At 33.6% G+C, this 19,996-nt stretch carries 20 protein-coding genes; 4 read left to right on the top strand and 16 right to left on the bottom strand.

Going from position 1 to position 19,996, the window contains the following annotated elements:
• Positions 1-18 precede the first annotated feature (18 nt).
• The 6 genes from C6368_RS03635 to C6368_RS03660 all read right to left on the bottom strand — a co-directional run bounded on the left by C6368_RS03635 (position 19) and on the right by C6368_RS03660 (position 6,695).
• Positions 19-435, bottom strand: a complete 417-nt coding sequence (locus C6368_RS03635; protein ID WP_107037819.1) for a hypothetical protein — start codon at positions 433-435, stop codon at positions 19-21.
• Positions 436-764: 329 nt separating this feature from the next.
• The gene (locus C6368_RS03640; protein ID WP_107037820.1) at positions 765-980 is read right to left on the bottom strand and encodes a DUF3820 family protein; all 216 of its coding nucleotides are present in this window, start codon (positions 978-980) and stop codon (positions 765-767) included.
• Entirely contained in the window at positions 981-2,444 is a 1,464-nt protein-coding gene (locus C6368_RS03645) for an aminoacyl-histidine dipeptidase (protein ID WP_107037821.1), read from the bottom strand. It lies immediately after the preceding gene.
• A 233-nt stretch (positions 2,445-2,677) separates the two neighbouring features.
• Complete coding sequence (locus C6368_RS03650) at positions 2,678-3,028, bottom strand: four helix bundle protein (protein WP_107037822.1); 351 nt, start codon at positions 3,026-3,028, stop codon at positions 2,678-2,680.
• 267 nt (positions 3,029-3,295) lie between these two features.
• Positions 3,296-4,984, bottom strand: a complete 1,689-nt coding sequence (gene ettA / locus C6368_RS03655) for an energy-dependent translational throttle protein EttA (protein WP_107037823.1) — start codon at positions 4,982-4,984, stop codon at positions 3,296-3,298.
• Positions 4,985-5,216: 232 nt separating this feature from the next.
• The gene (locus C6368_RS03660; RefSeq protein ID WP_107037824.1) at positions 5,217-6,695 is read right to left on the bottom strand and encodes a potassium/proton antiporter; all 1,479 of its coding nucleotides are present in this window, start codon (positions 6,693-6,695) and stop codon (positions 5,217-5,219) included.
• 234 nt (positions 6,696-6,929) lie between these two features.
• Between C6368_RS03660 and C6368_RS03665 the strand changes: the two genes are divergently transcribed.
• Positions 6,930-7,940 (top strand): hypothetical protein, encoded by a 1,011-nt coding sequence (locus C6368_RS03665; RefSeq protein ID WP_159038418.1) that lies wholly within the window; start codon positions 6,930-6,932, stop codon positions 7,938-7,940.
• 161 nt (positions 7,941-8,101) lie between these two features.
• Here the strand turns inward: C6368_RS03665 and C6368_RS03670 are convergent, their stop codons facing one another.
• From C6368_RS03670 to C6368_RS03715, 10 genes are all read right to left on the bottom strand, one after another.
• Positions 8,102-8,668: a hypothetical protein gene (locus tag C6368_RS03670; RefSeq protein WP_107037826.1), complete on the bottom strand. Its 567-nt coding sequence runs from the start codon at positions 8,666-8,668 to the stop codon at positions 8,102-8,104.
• Positions 8,668-9,900 (bottom strand): nucleoside recognition domain-containing protein, encoded by a 1,233-nt coding sequence (locus C6368_RS03675; RefSeq protein ID WP_107037827.1) that lies wholly within the window; start codon positions 9,898-9,900, stop codon positions 8,668-8,670. The genes C6368_RS03670 and C6368_RS03675 overlap by 1 nt, the downstream gene beginning before the upstream one ends.
• A 29-nt stretch (positions 9,901-9,929) precedes the next feature.
• Complete coding sequence (locus tag C6368_RS03680) at positions 9,930-10,502, bottom strand: glutamine amidotransferase-related protein (RefSeq protein WP_107037828.1); 573 nt, start codon at positions 10,500-10,502, stop codon at positions 9,930-9,932.
• Positions 10,499-10,933, bottom strand: coding sequence for a hypothetical protein (locus C6368_RS03685; RefSeq protein ID WP_159038419.1), 435 nt, complete (start codon positions 10,931-10,933; stop codon positions 10,499-10,501). Before C6368_RS03685 ends, C6368_RS03680 begins: the two co-directional genes overlap by 4 nt.
• Positions 10,930-11,640, bottom strand: a complete 711-nt coding sequence (locus C6368_RS03690; protein WP_107037830.1) for a hypothetical protein — start codon at positions 11,638-11,640, stop codon at positions 10,930-10,932. Before C6368_RS03690 ends, C6368_RS03685 begins: the two co-directional genes overlap by 4 nt.
• Complete coding sequence (locus C6368_RS03695) at positions 11,637-12,326, bottom strand: GIN domain-containing protein (RefSeq protein WP_107037831.1); 690 nt, start codon at positions 12,324-12,326, stop codon at positions 11,637-11,639. Before C6368_RS03695 ends, C6368_RS03690 begins: the two co-directional genes overlap by 4 nt.
• Before the next feature lie 12 nt (positions 12,327-12,338).
• Positions 12,339-13,211, bottom strand: coding sequence for a hydroxymethylglutaryl-CoA lyase (locus tag C6368_RS03700; protein ID WP_394336200.1), 873 nt, complete (start codon positions 13,209-13,211; stop codon positions 12,339-12,341).
• Between the two features lie 163 nt (positions 13,212-13,374).
• Positions 13,375-14,397: a quinone-dependent dihydroorotate dehydrogenase gene (locus C6368_RS03705; RefSeq protein WP_107037833.1), complete on the bottom strand. Its 1,023-nt coding sequence runs from the start codon at positions 14,395-14,397 to the stop codon at positions 13,375-13,377.
• Between the two features lie 108 nt (positions 14,398-14,505).
• Positions 14,506-15,408, bottom strand: coding sequence for a DUF6089 family protein (locus tag C6368_RS03710; protein WP_107037834.1), 903 nt, complete (start codon positions 15,406-15,408; stop codon positions 14,506-14,508).
• 150 nt (positions 15,409-15,558) lie between these two features.
• Entirely contained in the window at positions 15,559-17,382 is a 1,824-nt protein-coding gene (locus tag C6368_RS03715) for an ABC transporter ATP-binding protein (protein WP_107037835.1), read from the bottom strand.
• A 172-nt stretch (positions 17,383-17,554) separates the two neighbouring features.
• Here C6368_RS03715 and rpmH point away from each other — a divergent pair, with 172 nt between their 5' ends.
• From rpmH to map, 3 genes are all read left to right on the top strand, one after another.
• Entirely contained in the window at positions 17,555-17,713 is a 159-nt protein-coding gene (rpmH, locus tag C6368_RS03720) for a 50S ribosomal protein L34 (protein ID WP_107037836.1), read from the top strand.
• Positions 17,714-17,901: 188 nt separating this feature from the next.
• Positions 17,902-19,113 carry an ADP-forming succinate--CoA ligase subunit beta gene (gene sucC, locus C6368_RS03725; RefSeq protein WP_107037837.1) on the top strand — a complete coding sequence of 404 codons (1,212 nt, stop codon included), beginning with the start codon at positions 17,902-17,904 and terminating at the stop codon, positions 19,111-19,113.
• Positions 19,114-19,204: 91 nt separating this feature from the next.
• On the top strand, positions 19,205-19,987 hold the full coding sequence (map, locus tag C6368_RS03730) for a type I methionyl aminopeptidase (protein ID WP_107037838.1): 783 nt from the start codon (positions 19,205-19,207) through the stop codon (positions 19,985-19,987).
• Positions 19,988-19,996: the final 9 nt, after the last annotated feature.

Genomic DNA, 19,996 nt, shown 5'->3' on the forward strand with positions numbered 1-19,996 from the left:
TTGGTTTTTTAGTAAGTATTAATAATTAATAGATACTGATTTTAGAGTATATACTTCATTTCCAGATTTCTTTCCACTATTTCCAACTTGGAACTCTTTGAAAAGTGTTAAATGATAGTGATCGGAAATATCTCCTTTAACAGTTTCACCAGGTGCTAATGTTACCGAAGATGCATCATTGTCAATTGAAGATTTTTTTTCTTCACCATTTGCAGTTGTATAAAGAAATGAAGGAGTAAACGTAACACTTGTATTAGAAGTGTTCTTAATTTCTATTGAATAATAATCGTAAAATTGATCGTTTACTTCGTCTGTTATTTTTTCAACAGTTACGTTATATTCAAGATTGGCGTCCGAACCTGAATAAACATTTTGTTGTGCATACAATCCGATTGAGAAAAGGATTGATATTGAAATAGTTAGAAGTTTTTGCATGAGATTTTTTTTTGAATGAATAATTTAAAGTAAAAATAATTAAAAAAAATTTAAGAAGAATTAAATATCAAGTTCTTTTTAACACATAAATCCTCTATTTTAAAGACTTCTATTCATTCTAAAAGGTTGCATTGAAGGTGTTTTTTTTAGTTTGCTCTAAATTGTGCGGTGAACTATCACAAAAACTCTCTCTAATTTTTATTAAAAGTATTATTTGAAAGCTACATAAGAAGATTCAAAATTTTCATGAGCTATTTGTTAAATTAAAGAATGCCCCAATAAAATTATTTGAGGCATTCTTATGGGAATGTTTCAAGGTTAATTTGTATTTACTTTTTCACCAATGGACGAATTAAATCTTCTAAACCATTGACCTTAATTTCATACATCAACTGCATTTGATTCCCTAGTTTTCCCTTTGGAAATCCTTTGGATCTATACCAAACGTAATAAGGCTCTGGCACTTCAACAAGGAGAAGCCCTTTGAATTTTCCAAAGGGCATTCTCATATTTGCTAATTCTATTAACTCTTGTTGGTTGTTCATTTATTGTTCAACCTTTTTCGGTGTTTCTTTTAGAATTTCCAATAAGAATCCCCAAAATTTTTGAACTGAACTTATTTGACAGCGCTCATCTGGTGAGTGGGGCTGACGAATGTTTGGACCAAATGAAATCATGTCTACATTTGGAAGGTGGGTTCCTAAAATTCCGCATTCTAATCCTGCGTGACAAGCCATAACTTTTGGTTTTTCATTGAAACGTTTTTCATACATTTCACGCATTGTTTTTAAAATCGAAGAATCTGGATTTGGTTCCCATCCTGGATAGTCACCCGATTGTTCAACATCGGCTCCTAATAAATCAAATACACTTCGAATAGTTCTTGCAACATCAACTTTAGTGGTCTCAACACTACTTCTTTGCAATGATTTTGTCTCGAATTTCCCGTCCTTAATAACTACTTGCGCCAAAGAACTTGATGTCTCAACCAAGTTTTCAAAATTTAAACTCATTTTAAACACACCATTAAAAACAGCATTTAAAGCAGCTAACATCGCATTTTTATCATGATTGGCTACCATTTTTTCTGGTGTCTCCGTTTTGGAAACGCTCAAATCAATATTGTTTTCTACAGGAGAATATTCAGTTTTGAATGTTGCAGCCATTGAAGAAACATAGTCTTCAAATTTTGATGTTTCGTTATTTCCTACAGAAACGGTTGCTACCGCTTCACGTGGAATTGCATTACGTAAACCACCACCATTCATTGTATGTAATGAGATTTCAACTGGTGATTCTATTAGAAGTCTCGCCATCATTTTGTTGGCATTTCCTCTTCCTGCATCGATATCCATTCCTGAATGACCACCCATTAATCCTTTCAAGTCTATGACGTAAGATGTAACATCTGATTTCGTATCAACTTGGTCGTATTCATAAGTTGTATTGGTGTCAATTCCACCAGCACATCCAATACTGATTTCATCGTCGTCCTCAGTATCTAAATTCAATAAGATTGTTCCTTCATAAAAAGAAGGGTCTAATTGTTTGGCACCGGTCATTCCTGTTTCTTCATCAACCGTGAACATTGCTTCTAATGCTGGATGAGGAATGTCAGAACTTACTAAAAGTCCCATTATTGATGCAACTCCAATACCATTATCTGCTCCTAAAGTTGTTCCTTCAGCTTTTACCCAGTCACCATCAACATACATTTTGATTCCTTCTTTGTCGAAATCAAAATCTGTTGCGTTGTTTTTTTGATGAACCATATCTACATGCGATTGAAGAATTACCGTTTGACGGTCTTCCATTCCTTCTGTAGCATCTTTTTTGATGATGATGTTTCCGATTTTGTCAGTTTCAGTTTTTAAACCTAATTTTTTTCCAAAATCAACCATAAATTGAATTACACGTTCTTCCTTTTTACTTGGACGTGGAACTTCATTTAAATCTGCAAAGTTTTCCCAAATTTCTTTTGGCTCTAATGCTCTTACTTCTTTTGACATATATTTTTTTTATTAGTTATCAAGTTTGTTAGTTTTTAAGTTTGTTAGTTTTTAAGTTATCAAGTTATCAAGTTATCAAGTTATCAAGTTCTCGAGTTTGTTAGTTTTCGCTTTAGATAGTTATCAAGTGATAAAGTTTTCAAGTTTGTTAGTTACCAAGTTACCAAGTTACCAAGTTATCAAGTTCTCGTGTTTTCGAGTTTGTTAGTTTTTATGTTTGAAATTAAGAATTACTATTCGTTTAACTTTTTGATGAAACCTGAAATAAGTCTTGTTGCATCTAAGCTTAAATTAGAAAGTTTTTCAAATTGTTCTACCGTGATGTAATTGAACTCTTTTGCTAAGTAGAGCATTGACCTTACTTCGCCACAAGAACCTTTCGCAATGTACAAGTAACGTATAAACATCTTATTTGTCTGACTTTCGAATCCTTCCGCAATATTATTCATTACTGAAACTGATGCACGTTGGATTTGATCTTTAAAACCGTAATCTTTATTATCTGAGAAATTCTTGTAGACTCCAACTGTTAGTTCTTTGGCTTTTTGCCAACTTTGGATTTCTTCAAATTTGTAAATTCTCATTTTTATTAATTTTCAAGTTATTTAGTGTTCAAGTTATCAAGTTATCAAGTTATCAAGTTTTCAAGTTCTCGAGTTTTAAAGTTCAAAGTTATCAAGTTCTTGATTTTTAAAGTTTTCAAGTTATGAAGTTTTAAAGTTGGACAATAGTAACAAAATAAATTATTGCCTGAACTTGAAAACTACTTTAAACTTTACCACTTGATAACTTTTGAACTTTCTAAACTTGAAAACTACCTTAATACCTTACCACTTGATAACTACCTTGAACTAATCCACTGTTAATTTTCTGTACTTCAATCTTTTCGGTGTGTGGTCACCTAATCGTTTTTTCTTGTTTTCTTCATATTCAGAGAAACTTCCTTCAAATGAATAGATTGTAGAATCTCCTTCGAATGCTAAGATGTGGGTACAAATTCTATCCAAGAACCATCTGTCGTGAGAAATTACAACAACACATCCTGCAAAGTTCATGATTCCTTCTTCTAATGCGCGTAATGTATTGATATCAATATCATTTGTTGGCTCATCCAATAATAAAACGTTAGCTTCTGTTTTCAATGTCAATGCCAAGTGTAAACGATTTCGTTCACCCCCTGATAATACACCTACTTTCTTGTTTTGGTCTGAACCTGAAAATGCGAACTTGGAAATGTATGCTCTTGAATTGATTTTTTGATCTCCAATTTCCATTAAGTCTGTTCCTCCAGAAACTACATCATAGATTGTTTTTTCTGGATCTAAATCATCATGAGCTTGATCTACATAACCTAGTTTAACTGTTTCACCAACTTTAAATTCTCCTTTGTCTGGTTGTAATTCATCCATGATCATTTTGAAAATGGTAGTCTTACCAGCTCCATTAGGTCCAACAATTCCAACGATTCCATTTGGAGGAAGACTGAAATTTAAATCATCATATAATAATTTGTCTCCGAATGACTTTGCGACACCTACTGCATCAATTACATTACTTCCTAAACGAGGTCCGTTTGGAATTGGAATTTCTAAGTTAACTTCTTTAGCTTTTGAATCTTCCGACATTAATTTGTCGTAGTTACTCAAACGGGCTTTATTTTTCGCATGTCGGCCTTTTGGATTCATACGTACCCATTCCAATTCGCTGTCTAACATTTTTTTACGTTTAGAAGCTTGTTTATCTTCTTGGGCTAAACGTTTAGATTTTTGTTCTAGCCATAAAGAGTAGTTTCCTTTCCAGGGAATTCCTTCTCCACGATCCAATTCAAGTATCCAACCTGCTACGTTATCTAAGAAGTAACGGTCGTGTGTTACAGCAATTACAGTTCCTTTGTATTGTTGTAGGTGCTGCTCCAACCAGTGAATAGATTCAGCATCCAAGTGATTAGTAGGCTCATCTAACAATAAAACATCTGGTTTTTGAAGCAATAATCTTGTTAAAGCAACACGACGGCGCTCACCACCGGATAAATGCTCAACTGACTGATCATTTGGAGGACATCTTAAGGCATCCATCGCTCTGTCTAGTTGAGTATCTAATTCCCAAGCGTCTACAGCATCTATTTGATCTTGAACTTTTCCTTGTCGGGCAATTAGCTTGTCCATTTTTTCAGGGTCATTTAAAACCGCTTCATCCATGAAAGAATTATTGATTTCTTCGTATTCTTTCAGAATATCAACAGTTTCTTGAACACCTTCCATCACGATTTCTTTTACCGTTTTTGTAGGGTCCAATTCTGGTTCTTGCGGTAAATAACCAACCGAATAACCGTCGAGTATCGTTAAATCACCAATAAATGACTTGTCTATTCCTGCAATGATTTTCATCACTGTAGATTTTCCTGAACCATTTAAACCGATGATTCCGATTTTCGCACCGTAATAAAATTGTAGCGAAATATCTTTTATAATTTGCTTTCCAGCAGGAGTGGATTTACTCACACCCATCATTGAAAAAATGATTTTTTTATCGTCTGACATATTGAAAAATTTTGAGATTCAAATGTAATGATTTCAATTGACATTAGACATGGGATTTCTGATATTATAAACCCTCATAACCATACATGGATTTGCATTCGCTTTTAATTATCTATAACCATAAAAATCCAAATAGTTCTAAGCAGACGTTAATCTAGAATCATCTACTTGAGTAAGCGCAAAACAATTCTTAAATACATGAGATATTCTTAATGTACGAAGCTAAAAAATCTTAATTAGTTTCAATTATACCTTGCTTTATACATTTACTGACTTTGTTAAAATCTCCTTCAGTATCTGTCAGAACAACTAGGGTGTCATTTGGTTGGATTTCTGTTGATCCATCAGGGGTTATGAATTGATTATTTCTTTTAATTAAAGATATGACTGCTGATTTTGGGAGTCCTAGATTAACTATTTTATTCCCGGATGCTGCACAGTGTTCTGAAATTTGAACTTCCTGCATCACCCTTTTTGGTGAATTTGTTATAAAAAGATCATGTTCAGTAACAATTTTATCTTCTTCTGGAAGATCTACTTTGAGCCACTTGGCAATTATACTTAGACTTGTACCTTGCAATAGTACAGAAGTTACGGAGATGAAAAATACAATATTAAACATCATATCTGCTTTGTCAATTCCTGCAATTAAAGGATATGTAGCAAACACAATTGGAACAGCTCCCCTTAGTCCAACCCACGAAATGAAAAATTTTCGTTTCAGGTTCATTTTGAAAGGAATAAGACTTACAAAAACTGCGAGTGGGCGGGCAATGAAAATCAAGAATAAAGAAATCAATAATCCAACGCCCATAAAAGGAAAAACTTGAGAAGGGAATACCAATAAACCTAAGGTTAAGAATAGAATGATTTGCATCAACCAGGCAAGTCCATCATACATTTTAAGGATGGTTTTTTTATTAATCAAATCTTGGTTTCCAAGATAGACTGCACATATATAAATCGCTAAGAAACCATTGCCACCAAAAGAATCTGTTGCAGAAAACGTGATAAACATTAATGCAATTACCAAGACGGGATAGAGTCCTTCGAATCCAAGCTTAATTTTATTTATAATGTGTTTACTAACAACTCCAAAACCAAAACCTGCTGCAGCGCCTAAGGTCATTTGTAAAAAGAACATGGGTAAAATGGAAATTAAACCTTGGTCTTGATTAATGACTAGCGTTAGAAATGAAATCGTTAACACGTAAGCCATTGGGTCATTACTTCCACTTTCTAATTCAAGGGTTGGACGTAAATTTGCTTTAAGTGCAATACTTTTTGATCTTAATATGGAAAAAACCGCTGCGGCATCTGTGGAGGAAACAATTGATCCCAAGAGTAAACTTTCGTAGATTGTGAAATCAGTTAACCAATAAACAAATAATCCTAATGAAACAGCAGTTAGCAGTACTCCCAAGGTGGAAAGCATTACACCTTCTCGGAGTATAGGTTTAACGGTTTTCCAATGGGTGTCTAAACCTCCAGAAAAAAGAATGAAATTTAAAGAAACAATACCAATAAATTGAGCTATTTCAGGATTGTCAAATTTTATTCCAGCTAAACCGTCAGAGCCTGCCACCATTCCTATTGTTAAGAAGAGGAGTAAGGTTGGAACTCCAAACCGGGAAGATGTTTTACCTAGAATTATACTAATTAATAGTAATAGGGAGCCTATGAGTAAAATATTTTCAATTGTTAAAATCATACCTAAACTAAGCTTGTATTCAACCCTAAATCAATCGATTCCGATAAAATTTGTAATCTTCTAAGTTCCAATATTTTCGGTGATACTTACAAGAGTTTGCTCTATGGACTTCCCGCCTTAAAGTCAAATTGATTAAAAATGACAGTTATATTACAAAAATAAGAAATGTTTAAACAATTAAGGATTATGAATTGTCAATTAATAATGTTTAACTTGCCTGCAAATTACTTTTTTATGAATAAAGTCTTTCTATTGCTTTCTATGCAATTATTTTTTTTGAATACGTTTTCTCAAGATCGGGTTGGACATACAGATTACATTTCTTTTTCCATAGAATCAGAAAGTGAAACAATCCATTTTGCAATTGCAGATACTGTTTTGAACATTAAAAAACCGCTCTTGTTATTTTGTCAAGGTTCGTTGCCCGTACCATTATTTATGGATGTTGGAAATAATAGAATTGTACCCATGCAACTAAGTAATTTTGATTTAGATCGTATGAAAAAACACTATCATGTAGCGGTTATTTCAATGCCAAAAACTCCAATGATTGTGAAATACGAAGAACTTTCGGATCAATTTTTCTATGTTGGTGATTCTGGAAGTAAAAATCCAACTACTGAGTTTCATTTGGCTGATTATCGAGAAAATTATATTTACCGCGCAAATGAAGTGATTGAATATTTGAGTAATAAAGATTTTATTGATGATTCTAAACTGGTAGTGGCCGGACATTCACAAGGAGCTAGAGTAGCGGTTGGAATTGCCGATGAAAACAAACATGTTACGCATCTTGGGTTGTTTGGATACAATTATGAAAATAGAATGGCTGGAATTCTCAGGAAAATAAGGGGAAAAGCAGAAGGCGGAGAAATAAGTTGGGAGGAAGCGGATAAAATGCAAGCCTCTCAATATGCATTTTACAAGAGAGTTCACAATGACGATTCCTTGAAAATAAGACCACATCTAACTTCATGGAGGTCATTTTCAAAGCCATCGGTTGAGGAATTGGCGAGTTTGAAAATTCCAGTTTATATTGCTAATGGTTCAGAAGATGTAGGTTGTGCGAATACAGATTTAATTCCTCTGTATTTTATTGAACAAGGTAAAACGAATTATGTCGTAAAACGGTATCCAGGTTTAGAACATAATTTTTTCCCAATTATTGAAGGAAAACCTGATCATAAAAATGGTGAATGGAAGAATGTGATGAATGCTTTTATTGAATGGAGCTTATTAGATTAGTTAAGAATCTATTAATTACGAATTGATTTTGAATTTCAGCTCATTTAATTAGGAGCAGGGGAAATAGATGTTCATGAAGCGTTTGAACCTTAAGTTTTAAAATTTAATAGGATGAATTCTCGTTGTTAATTAGGATAGCCTTTGTTTTCGATTCGGAATTGTTAATTCTTCATTCGTAATTCCTTTTCCGTAATTAATTCTTCATTTTTCATTAATAATGAATGAATCAAGGTAATAACAACTAAAATAGCATAAAGAATTTTGTCGAACAAGGATACATCTTCTATGAAATATTGGAAACCAAGTACAATGAACATATAGATAAAGTGAAATGCCAGTCCGCCTAAAACGATGAAAGTGTAAATTGTTTTCTTGCGGTACATTAAAACTAATCCAAACAAGATAATCAACCAAACAAAAAAACTATTAAAGTAAAAAGCGCTAATTGATTCCAGGAATTCTTCTCCATTAAAACCTAGATTTTGACCATTCTTGATGATTACATCCTCCACAGAAAATCCCTTGTTTTGTTTTATAACGTCAGAGGTCAATAGAACAAAGTAACTTACTGCATTCCAAATTGAAAGTATTAGCCATGAAAAAAGGGATATGGTGAATACTAATCGTGTAAAACCATCTGGTTTACGTTTTCCGAGAATGAATAACCTTATGCGTACCAACAATGGAATGGCATCCTCAGGTTTTATTTCAGCTAAAGGCTTGTTCATTAATTGTAGAAGAGGAAGGATATGAAAATTGCGGCAATTATTCCTGCAGCATCAGCAATTAATCCTGCTCCGGCTGCGTAACGCGTTTTATTGATTCCAACTGAACCAAAATAAACGGCTAGAACATAAAAGGTAGTTTCAGTGGAACCTTGGAAAGTAGCAGCCATTTTACCCACAAAGGAATCTACTCCGTGAGTTGAAAAAGTTTCTAACATCATTCCGCGCGCGGCTCCACCGCTAAAAGGTTTCATAAATGCAGTTGGTAAGGCTTCAATAAATTCAGTATTTGTTATTGCGGCCAGGTTTAAAAGAAAACGTATTCCTTCAAACAACATATCCATGGCTCCGGATGCTTTAAAAACACCAATTGCAACTAAAATTGCAACCAAATAGGGAACTATTTTTATAGCCACATCAAAACCGCCTTTTGCACCATCAATAAAAACTTCATAAACATTGATTTTTCGTCGAATTCCTAAAATTAAAAAGATGATAATAACCGAAAAAAGGAGTAAATTTCCACCAACATTAGAAACGGGTTCGACTAAGTCTGGATTCTTGTAAAGCCAAATCAACAAACTCACTATTAAAACAGTTAATGTTCCTAAGTATGCAAGTATTGTTTTGTTGAGTAGATTGATTTTTTGCTTGTAGGCGACTACCATTAAGCCAATTAAAGAAGCAAAAAATGTAGAAATCAAAATAGGAAGAAATACTTCAGAGGGAGAAGCAGAGCCAGCTCCACTGCGGTAAGCCAAAATACTCACTGGAATTATTGTTAATCCTGAAGTATTCATTACCAAGAACATGATTTGGGCATTTGAGGCAGTATCTTTTTTAGGATTCAATTCTTGTAACTGTCCCATTGCCTTTAATCCAAGTGGAGTAGCGGCGTTGTCTAATCCCAACATGTTTGCGCTAAAATTCATCATCATAGAGCCCACTGCTGGGTGATCTTTTGGCACATCAGGAAATAGTTTGCCAAATAAAGGAGAAACAAATCGTGTTAAAATGTTGATTGCTCCACCTTTTTCACCAATCTCCATGATTCCCATCCAAAGACATAGGGCTCCTGTTAAGAAAAGTGCAATTTTAAATGAGAGTTCTGCACTTTCAAATAATGCATCTACCATTTCTTTGAAAATCATCAAATCTCCAAGAAAGAGTAACTTTCCTAAACCCACAGCTAGTGCTGAGAAAAACAATCCTATCCACAAACGATTTAATAACATAAGTGCTAAGTTCTTAAATTATGTGGGATTCAAAATTCTTTGGGCATACAAATATTAACAAAGTTATCCATAATCACAGCTCCAAAGTTTCCTGATACTTCTAGAAGGAATTGAACTCCATAAATTGGTTTGTCGTGTTTTTTCATGGCCTCATTAATGCTGTAGTCTGAACTAGCTAAGAGTTGAAAGCCTGGTGGGATAGAAATTGTTCCAGCGTTGTCTTTAATAAGTTGAACTTCGTTCGGTAATTTGTCGAAGATGCCTTCTGTTTGAAGTATTCCAATATCAACTAATTCATTGCGGTAAGGTTCGTAAGCTGGGCGAGCATTAAAACAGACGCCTAAAAGATGATGTCCAACGCCAATTCCAAGAACAGGGATTTCTAACTTAAAAACTTCTTCAATTTTTTCAATGTACTTTTCAACATTGGTTTCATTTATGGAGAGGTGAGCGTGAGAAATAATTGCACCTTTAAGGTCTAATTTTTGTATTTCTTTAAGGGTAATGTCGTAAATTGAAATTGTTTTAAAGTCACTGTATTGATCTACTAAATCTTCTAATTTGTATATTGATGAATATCCACAATCGACGATGAGAATCATAATTTTGGCGATTTTAAACTGTGAAATTCTAAAACTACATCCTTATTTTCAAATTCTGTTAAAGTCAATTGGTAATTTTCAATTTTTTGAATCACATAATATGCTGTTCGCTCACCTTGATAATATAATACTAGAACCTTATTTCCGAAGGAATCTTCTCTGATTTCATATCTTCCTATAAACCCTTCTTTACTTCCTAAATGAATTAATTCCTGTTCTCTAAATTTATTGTTTGCATAAAAAATGAAGGTTTTCCGATAATCTTCAAGTGAAGAACCTTCTTTGTCGTGATGCATACTTGATTCCGAAATTATCCAAACCTTTGCACTGTTAGCATGCAAAATTTGTGACGGAAACGAGTCATGCATAATGTTGTCATTGATACATGAAGTAAGAATAATTGTTGATATGATAAAAACTAGAATTTTCAAAAAATCAGTTCTTTTTCATTAATACGTTCGAGAATTGCCTTTGAAGCTCTCTTTTTTAAATCAGGTGTATTAAACTCTCCTTCCAAATCACCAATGGCTTCAACAAAATGGTATTTTCCATCATTGTATCTCATTAATACATCATACCTATCAAATTTATTGTTACCAAGATCATCAAAAACGGCAACAATTAAATCATCAATATCATTTGGTCGAGAAATTCGTTCTACTAAATATCCCACAATTCCATTCATCAGCACTAATTTCCCTTTTTCCCTCACGAAAATCAATAACCTGCGGTAAGGATATTTGTTAACTCCAGCTTTGATCTGAAGAAGAAAAGCATCATCTATCTTTCTTTTGTGATTGTAAGGGTGGAAATTAAAAAAACGAGAACTACATGGTGTAGAGCCATCACTAGTCGTATCGGTATAGTTTGGATTACATAAATGAGTTTCGATCAATAAATCATAGTATATTTTATCATCAAATCCGCCTCTAGTAAACAAACCATCTGATTTGATTGTGTCTTGTTTATAGTCTAATGGCAAATCATCATCCGAATAGGAATTATCGTTTTCTTCATTATTCTCTGGTTGATCCAGGTTGTTTTCTAAAGTAGGAACAGTGGATTCATTTTTCTCAGGACCATCGGTACATGAGAAAAGTAGAAAAATTAATGATATGGTTAAAAGTCGGATTATCATATTTTTTCAATCGTTCCACCTAAAGTGATTTTTTCAGTGAGTTTTGGATTTCCTGTGTAATTAATTGTACCTCCGCTAGTGACATTGGCATTTAAAATCTCAATAGGAGCACAAATTATTTCGCCTCCAAACGTTATGTAAGCATTTACTTCTTTAGATTTCAAGCGTACTGCTGCTATTGTACCTCCAGTTTTAATGTTTGGTTCAAATATAGGTGTTTCACCTGTTATACTAATTGAACCACCTTTTGTAACTTGAGCCTTAACCAAAGGAGATATTACATCATCAATCGTTAGTTTCCCTCCTGAATCTGCTTTGTAGCTAACGGTAGAATAAAAAGTACCTGCATCATTAATTTTAATTTGAGCTCCTCTTCTTGCTTCAACCGTAGAAATTAATCCAGTATGGTATAACTTCAAGGAAACGCCAACATCTTCAACAAAACTACCGCTATATTTTATTGTCAACACTTTTTGGGAGTATGAAAAAGATAAGTTATCTAAGTTTGCTTTACTGTCTTTTTTATCTACAATGGCTTCCTTTCTATCAGAATTAATTATTTCAACGGGAAAGTTTCCTATCACAATTAGCTGATCAAAATTTGCTAAGTCATATGCTGTAGCATCTTGACCAAAAAAGGAAGGGATAATCGCGCAAATTGCAATGGCTGCAAATAAATTTTTCATTCTTTTATAAATTTAAAATATGTAATTACTTTGTTGTACAGCTTTTTCTAAAGCTTGAAGGTTTAGGTTTGTTCTTACATTGGAGTTTCCAAACCATTCCACCATTTTTTCTGTAGGCATATTTCCTACTAAATCATCTTTAGCCATTGGACAACCTCCAAAACCTCTAATTGCTCCGTCAAATCTTCTGCAACCAGCATCATAAGCAGCTTTGATTTTCTCTTGATAAGTATCCGGGGTAGTATGTAAATGAACTCCAATTTCTGCATTTGGAAGTTCTGGTAAAATTCCATTTAAAATACTTGTAATTGTGCCAGGTTCCGAAACTCCAATTGTGTCTGAAAGAGCTAAAATATCAATTCCCATATCCTTGTTTAATCGAGAAGCCCATTTTAAAACTGTTTCTGTATCCCATGCGTCACCATAAGGATTTCCGAATCCCATTGAAAGGTAAACCACTAATTTCTTATTGGAATTTATGGCGATGTTTTGAATACTTTCTAAACGACTTAAACTTCCTTCTATCGAAGTATTGGTGTTACGTTGTTGGAAGGTCTCTGAAATTGAAAATGGATATCCTAAATAGTTGATTTCTTCAAATTGGGAAGCGTCTTGAGCACCACGTTCATTGGCAACTATTGCCAATAATTTTGATCTGGTTAATGAAAGATCCAATTGGTCCAATACCTGTGCTGTGTCTTTCATTTGAGGAATTGCTTTTGGAGAAACAAAACTACCAAAATCTATAGTGTCAAACCCAACCTTTAAAAGTTCATTTATGTAATTTACTTTGGTAGTTGTAGGAATGAATTCATGCATTCCTTGCATTGCATCCCTTGGGCACTCAATTATTTTCAAATTTTCCATAGTTACGAATATACTCATTGCATTTAGGTTTTAAAATAATATAAGGAGTTTATTTTATTCTTTTAACAAGACCTATTTAACTTAAATTTGCATGAATGCAAAGGAAAGGTTTAAAACAGTTAGCACAAGATTAAAATGTTAAAAGCTATGAATGTAAAAAAATGTTTAATTTACAAAATCCTTATTTTCGCAGCAATGCTTCATTTATTTTACGCACCAATTTTGGTCCTTCGTAAATAAATCCTGTATAAACTTGAACAAGAGACGCCCCAGCTTCAAATTTCTCTAAAGCATCTTCAGCCGAATGAATTCCACCTACTCCAATTATAGGAAAAGCCCCTTTTGAATTTGTATGTAAATACCTTACTACTTCTGTGGATCTTTTTGCAAGTGGTTTACCCGAAACTCCACCAGCGCCAATTGACTCAACATCTTTTGTTTTTAATTTTGATCTGTCAATTGTAGTGTTTGTTGCTATAACGCCATCAATTTTAGTGGTCTCAACAATTTCAATTATGTCATCTAATTGTTCATTAGTTAAGTCAGGAGCGATTTTTAATAAAATTGGTCTTTGAATATTCTTCGAAGCGTTTAAATCTTTAAGCGTTTTTAATAATGCGGTAAGCGGCTCTTTGTCCTGAAGGGCTCTTAAATTAGGTGTGTTTGGAGAACTTACATTGACAACAAAATAGTCTACATAATTATAAAGTGCGTTAAAACACTTTACATAATCATCGACTGCTTGTTCATTAGGGGTAACTTTATTTTTTCCAATGTTTCCACCAATAATAAGTTTTGTTTTTCTGTTCTTAAGTTGCTTAACCAATTGATCTAACCCTTCGTTATTGAAACCCATTCTATTGATAATTGCTTCATCTTCAATCAAACGGAATAATCGTTTTTTCGGATTTCCATCTTGCGCAACGGGAGTAACAGTTCCTACTTCTATAAAGCCAAAACCTGTATATTCCAAATCATTGAATAAAACACCATTTTTGTCAAATCCAGCAGCCAATCCAACTGGGTTTTTGAATTTCAGTCCAAACAGTTCTCTTTCTAATTTTTCATCTTCTACCACATATCTATTTTTCCAAATAGATTTCATACCAGGTATAGATAACGAAAGTTTGATTAATTTAAATGTGAAGTGATGAATTTTTTCTGGATCAAACAAGAAAAATATGCGCTTAATTATAGGGTACATTTTACACCAAATTAGTTTTTAATACTGCAAAAATAGGAATAAAAAAAAGGTGAGGGTCCGCCTCACCTAATATTATTAAAATATATGTCTTAATACTTTCAGATTCAATTATCTTCCTCCAAGATTAAGTTTTCTCGTAAAAGTGATACTTGTAAAAAGATAAGCATCATTGTCATCCGAATTTCCTCTTTGTTGTCCTGCAACAAACCAATTGTGATTTTCAATTGATGGATTTCCTGCATACACAGCATCAGAACCTCCTTGCTTGTTTAAGACTGTAGGGTCATAATAGTTTGTACTTACATCATCAATGTAGTCTGTGAATGTTTTATTGTAAGATACTTCAAGACCTAACTTCCAGTATTCAGTGATCGCAAATTTAAATCCAATCCCTAATGGAATAGCAGCACTAAACCTACTGTATTCTTCAGCTCCACCTGGTAAACCTTGCCCCTCTGTTCTTAGATTATGTAGATTTGTCCATTTGCCATCAATTTTTGTTTGTGGATTAAAGTAAAATCCTGAAATACCTGTAAATAAATAAAATATATCATTTACATTCTTTCTATTTGAACTAAGGCCTCTTGAACGTTGACTACCCATTTTTTCATTTGCATAAACAATGAATTCAATTCGTTGGCTAAGTTCTAAAATTGGCGATCGAAAAGATAAGTTTCTACTTCTTCTCACAATTTCATCTGTATTGGCATCATCTCCAGATAACATTCCAAAATAAATTTGAGAGGAAGTTGCCCAACGAGGAGATATTCTGTAACGATATCCTGCACTTCCACCAATACGTGTGCTCTGAAAATCAATATCTACAATAGATTTTTGAGTACCTTCCCTGTTTAGACCACCTAGATCTCCTAAGAAAGAAGTAGCTCCGATGCTAAAATATGCTTCGTATTTATTCATGAACCAGTTACGGGATTTCCCGAATCCACCATACTTTTGTGCATATACCAATGGCGAGAATACTATTAAAATGGCAATTATAATGTTTTTCATATTACAGACTTAGCATGTGATTATGTGCTTTAAATAATTACAAATATATAAAGTTAGTTGTTATTTATCAAATTAAAATATTAAAACCATTAAGTTAATAACATATAACACAATCAGAGTGTTAAGTACTCTTATAAAGGAAGCTGAAATTTAGTTTATTTGTAGTTTATTTAAATTTGCATAAACTCCATTTTCCTTTGAAATTAATTCTTCATGAGTTCCTTGTTCAACGACTTTTCCATGTTCCATTACAAGAATTGTATTTGCTTTACGAATTGTTGAAAGTCTGTGTGCAATAATGAAAGATGTTCTGTTTTCCATTAATCTATCTAAAGCTTCTTGAACTAAACTTTCAGATTCTGCATCCAAAGCAGATGTAGCTTCATCTAAAATCAAAATAGTTGGGTCTTTCAAAATGGCTCTTGCAATTGCAATTCTTTGTTTTTGACCGCCTGAAAGTTGAATACCTCGATCTCCAACTTGAGTGTCGAAACCTTCAGGAAAAGATTTTATAAAATCAAAGGCATTGGCTTTTTTGGCTGCGGTTTCCACTTCTTCATCAGTGGCACCTTGCTTTCCAAATAAAATATTTTCTTTTATTGTTCCACTGAAAAGAATAACTTCTTGAGGAACTAAAGCCATGTTTTCACGTAAATAACTTAAATCGAAGTCCTGAACACTTTTTCCATCGATTGTGTAAGATCCTAAGGTAGGAGAGTAGAACCTTTGTAGTAATGAAGCAATTGTTGATTTACCAGCTCCTGAGGCTCCGACAAGTGCAATTTTTTCTCCACGTTTAGCTGAAAATGATAATTCATCCAAAACCATTATGTCTTTTCTTTGTGGGTAGTAAAATGAAACTTTCTCGAAAGCAACGTCCCCATGGATAGGGTCTTTAGATTTTCCTTTGTGAATTTGTTCTTCTGTTTCTTCGGCGATGATATTCATTAAATGCTCTGTTGATCCAATGGCTTTTTGCATTGAAGCATACAGGTCTGGGATTGAGCCAATGCTTGCACCCATGAAAACAGTAAACATTACAAACGCAAAGAAGTCTCCTCTATCTAAGGTAGCGTCAGGTCCAACCGTCATATGAAGTCCTTGCCAAATTATGAAAATAATAGCCCCAAATAAACACATAATAATAAAGGAAATAAATACACCTCTCCAGTTACCACTTTTTATATTTAAAGATTTAATTGTTTCAATAGACTTCCTGTATTTGGCAATCATAAACAATTCATTTGTAAAGGTCTTAACATTTGTTATTCCCATTAAACTTTCTTCTATTATCGAATTTGAAGTTGCGGAATGATCTTGCGCTTTTTTACTTAACTTTCTGATGAACCTTCCGAAAACAACAGCAATTAATGCCATAACAGGTACAGTTGCCAGCATAATTAAAGCCAATCTCCATGAAACGATAGTAATGAAGACAATTGAACCTACTATAATGATTATCTGTCGGAATAATTCAGCAACTGTGGTTCTTAAAGTATCTTGTATTAAGGTAATGTCTGCAGCAATTCTACTGGTTAACTCACCAACTTTGTTTTTGTTAAAGAAATCCATTGGCATGTATATCAATTTGTCAAAGGCATCCTTTCTGATGTCACGCATTGTTTTTTCTGTTACCTGTGTAAATATAATTACCCTGAAAAATGAAGAAACACTTTGGATAATTAATAGCACTAAAAGCAAAAGAGCGACGCTGTTAATGTTGTCGAGGTTAATACCTTCCATTAATTCTTGGTTGCTTGGATTAGTTGTCCCTGCGGGTAGTTCACCTCCTAAAAGCTGACCTAATAGATAAGGAAATAATAATCCAGCGGAAGAGGATATAACCAAAAACAACCATCCTAATAAGAAATACGCTTTATAAGGTTTCAGATAACTAAATATCTTTTTTGCCTTTTGAACAGATTCTTTACTTAATTTAACGCGTTCTTGTTTTTTACCTTTTGGTCTAAGCATGCTTAATTGGAAATAAAATAGTACATAAAATTAGAATGCAAAGTTAATGTAAGAAGTGTGTTTTTTGATTAAAAAAGAATATTTTTGCATTTGCGTTTTGTTTAAAACAAAAAAGCACTATCTTTGCCAACCTTAAATAGAAAGAGAATTTTAATTTATAATAAAATAGGTCATGAAAAGAACATTTCAACCATCACAGCGTAAAAGAAGAAATAAGCATGGATTCCGTAGTCGTATGGCTACAAAAAACGGACGTAGAGTATTAGCTGCTCGTCGTAAGAAAGGAAGAAAAAGTTTAACAGTTTCTAGCAATAAGTTAGCAAAACGCTAGTCACTTATAGATAATTTTGTTAATAGTCCATCAATTTCAGGTGGGCTTTTTTTGTTTAATGGTGCTTTTTAGGCAATGTTGCTCAAGTATGACTTTATTTATTACACTTTTGTTAATTTTTAAGTCTTGAATCTTGAAAAATGCGTGAAATAAGATTAATTTAGTGCCGAATTTAATAATGTAAAATAATGAATTTACACGAATATCAAGGAAAATCGATTTTAAAGAGTTTTGGAGTTGCAATTCAAGAAAGTGTTGTTATTGACGACGTAAAGGATGCAGTAAGCAAAGCAAAAGAATTAACAGAGAAGACAGGTACTGAATGGTATGTTGTTAAAGCTCAAATTCACGCTGGAGGTCGTGGGAAAGGTACAATTGAAGAAACTGGCTCTCACGGAGTAGTTTTAGCTAAAGGAATCGATAAAGTTGAAGAGGTTGTAAAGGGAATCTTAGGAGGACATTTAGAAACGGCACAAACTAACGGTGTAGCTAAAAAAGTAAATAAAGTAATGATTGCTGAGGATGTTTATTATCCTGGTGAAAGTGAAACTTCTGAAATTTACATGTCTGTATTGATGGATCGTGAAAAAGGAAGAAATGTTATTATTTATTCTACTGAAGGTGGGATGGATATTGAAACAGTTGCTGAGGAAACTCCACACTTAATATTCAAGGAAGAAGTTGATCCTCGTACAGGATTACAAGGTTTTCAAGCTAGAAAAATAGCCTTCAACTTAGGATTAAGCGGAAAAGCATTTAAAGAAATGACAAAATTTGTTGGTTCTTTATATAACGCATACATTGGATGTGATGCAGCAATGTTCGAAATTAACCCAGTGCTAAAAACATCTGATGATAAAATTATTGCTGTTGATGCTAAGGTTACTTTAGATGGTTCTGCTTTATTCCGTCATAAAGATTATGCTGAAATGCGTGATAAATCAGAAGAGGATCCTGCAGAGGTAGAAGCTGATGAGGCTGGTTTGAACTTCGTGAAATTGGATGGAAACGTTGGTTGTATGGTAAATGGTGCTGGTTTAGCAATGGCAACTATGGACATTATCAAGCAATCAGGTGGTAACCCTGCAAACTTCCTTGACGTAGGTGGTACTGCTGATGCTGCTCGTGTTGAGAAAGCTTTTGAAATTATTTTGAAAGATGACAACGTGAAAGCAATCTTGATCAATATCTTCGGTGGTATTGTTCGATGTGATCGTGTTGCACAAGGTATTGTTGATGCATACAAAAATATGGGTGGAATTCCAGTTCCTCTTATCGTTCGTTTACAAGGGACAAATGCTGTTGAAGCAAAAAAATTAATTGATGAATCTGGTTTGGACGTTCACTCTGCAGTTCTTTTACAAGAAGCTGCTGATTTAGTGGAGAAGGTTCTTGCTTAATTCCATTAATATAACATATGGTAATAAGGGAGCATTGATTTGTTCCCTTTTTATGTTTAAAACACTTTTTTAGAAATTAATTATTTATAAGATGATAATTTATAAATCAAAAGAACAAATTGAATTGATGAGAGCTGCGGCTCAAGTTGTGAGTAGAGCATTAGGAAAAGTTGCAGAAGCAATTGATGTTGGTGTTACTACTTTAGAGTTAGACGCAATTGCTGAAAGTTATATTCGTTCTCAAGGTGCTGAACCTGGGTTTTTAGGTTTATATGATTTTCCAAATACATTATGTATTTCAGTAAATGATCATGTGGTTCATGGATATCCATCTAATGAACCCTTGAAAGATGGTGATATTGTTTCTGTAGATTGTGGAGCAATCTTGGACGGTTATTATGGCGATCATGCCTATACTTTCGCTGTCGGAAATGTTTCCGAAGATAAGCTTAAGCTTTTGAAAGTGACTAAAGAATGTTTGGATATTGGTATTGCTCAAACAAGAGTAGGGAATAGGTTAGGGGATATTGGATATCATATTCAAAAACACGCTGAAGATAATGGATATGGTGTGGTTAGGGAGCTTGTTGGTCATGGAATTGGTCAAACTATGCACGAAGAACCACAAATACCAAATTACGGAAGACGCGGACGTGGAAAAAAAATTAAGGAAGGTTTGACAATTGCAATAGAACCTATGGTAAATATGGGGACTGAACAAATCAAATATCTTGAGGATAATTGGACAATTGCGACCTTAGACGGAATGGCTAGTGCACACTTCGAGCATGATGTTGCAGTTGTCAATGGAGAACCAGATGTACTATCCACATTTAAATATATTGAAGAAGCACTTGCAAATAAAAAGAAATAACTTTTAGTT

This window comes from Brumimicrobium mesophilum (genome assembly GCF_003025005.1).
Classification (GTDB): domain Bacteria; phylum Bacteroidota; class Bacteroidia; order Flavobacteriales_D; family Crocinitomicaceae; genus Brumimicrobium; species Brumimicrobium mesophilum.

Bases quoted from the DNA above. Each gene is read 5' to 3' on its own strand.
- C6368_RS03635 (WP_107037819.1), bottom strand. From the start codon at position 435: ATGCAAAAACTTCTAACTATTTCAATATCAATCCTTTTCTCAATCGGA.
- C6368_RS03640 (WP_107037820.1), bottom strand. From the start codon at position 980: ATGAACAACCAACAAGAGTTAATAGAATTAGCAAATATGAGAATGCCC.
- C6368_RS03645 (WP_107037821.1), bottom strand. From the start codon at position 2,444: ATGTCAAAAGAAGTAAGAGCATTAGAGCCAAAAGAAATTTGGGAAAAC.
- C6368_RS03650 (WP_107037822.1), bottom strand. From the start codon at position 3,028: ATGAGAATTTACAAATTTGAAGAAATCCAAAGTTGGCAAAAAGCCAAA.
- ettA (WP_107037823.1), bottom strand. From the start codon at position 4,984: ATGTCAGACGATAAAAAAATCATTTTTTCAATGATGGGTGTGAGTAAA.
- C6368_RS03660 (WP_107037824.1), bottom strand. From the start codon at position 6,695: ATGATTTTAACAATTGAAAATATTTTACTCATAGGCTCCCTATTACTA.
- C6368_RS03665 (WP_159038418.1), top strand. From the start codon at position 6,930: ATGAATAAAGTCTTTCTATTGCTTTCTATGCAATTATTTTTTTTGAAT.
- C6368_RS03670 (WP_107037826.1), bottom strand. From the start codon at position 8,668: ATGAACAAGCCTTTAGCTGAAATAAAACCTGAGGATGCCATTCCATTG.
- C6368_RS03675 (WP_107037827.1), bottom strand. From the start codon at position 9,900: ATGTTATTAAATCGTTTGTGGATAGGATTGTTTTTCTCAGCACTAGCT.
- C6368_RS03680 (WP_107037828.1), bottom strand. From the start codon at position 10,502: ATGATTCTCATCGTCGATTGTGGATATTCATCAATATACAAATTAGAA.
- C6368_RS03690 (WP_107037830.1), bottom strand. From the start codon at position 11,640: ATGATAATCCGACTTTTAACCATATCATTAATTTTTCTACTTTTCTCA.
- C6368_RS03695 (WP_107037831.1), bottom strand. From the start codon at position 12,326: ATGAAAAATTTATTTGCAGCCATTGCAATTTGCGCGATTATCCCTTCC.
- C6368_RS03700 (WP_394336200.1), bottom strand. From the start codon at position 13,211: ATGAGTATATTCGTAACTATGGAAAATTTGAAAATAATTGAGTGCCCA.
- C6368_RS03705 (WP_107037833.1), bottom strand. From the start codon at position 14,397: ATGTACCCTATAATTAAGCGCATATTTTTCTTGTTTGATCCAGAAAAA.
- C6368_RS03710 (WP_107037834.1), bottom strand. From the start codon at position 15,408: ATGAAAAACATTATAATTGCCATTTTAATAGTATTCTCGCCATTGGTA.
- C6368_RS03715 (WP_107037835.1), bottom strand. From the start codon at position 17,382: ATGCTTAGACCAAAAGGTAAAAAACAAGAACGCGTTAAATTAAGTAAA.
- rpmH (WP_107037836.1), top strand. From the start codon at position 17,555: ATGAAAAGAACATTTCAACCATCACAGCGTAAAAGAAGAAATAAGCAT.
- sucC (WP_107037837.1), top strand. From the start codon at position 17,902: ATGAATTTACACGAATATCAAGGAAAATCGATTTTAAAGAGTTTTGGA.
- map (WP_107037838.1), top strand. From the start codon at position 19,205: ATGATAATTTATAAATCAAAAGAACAAATTGAATTGATGAGAGCTGCG.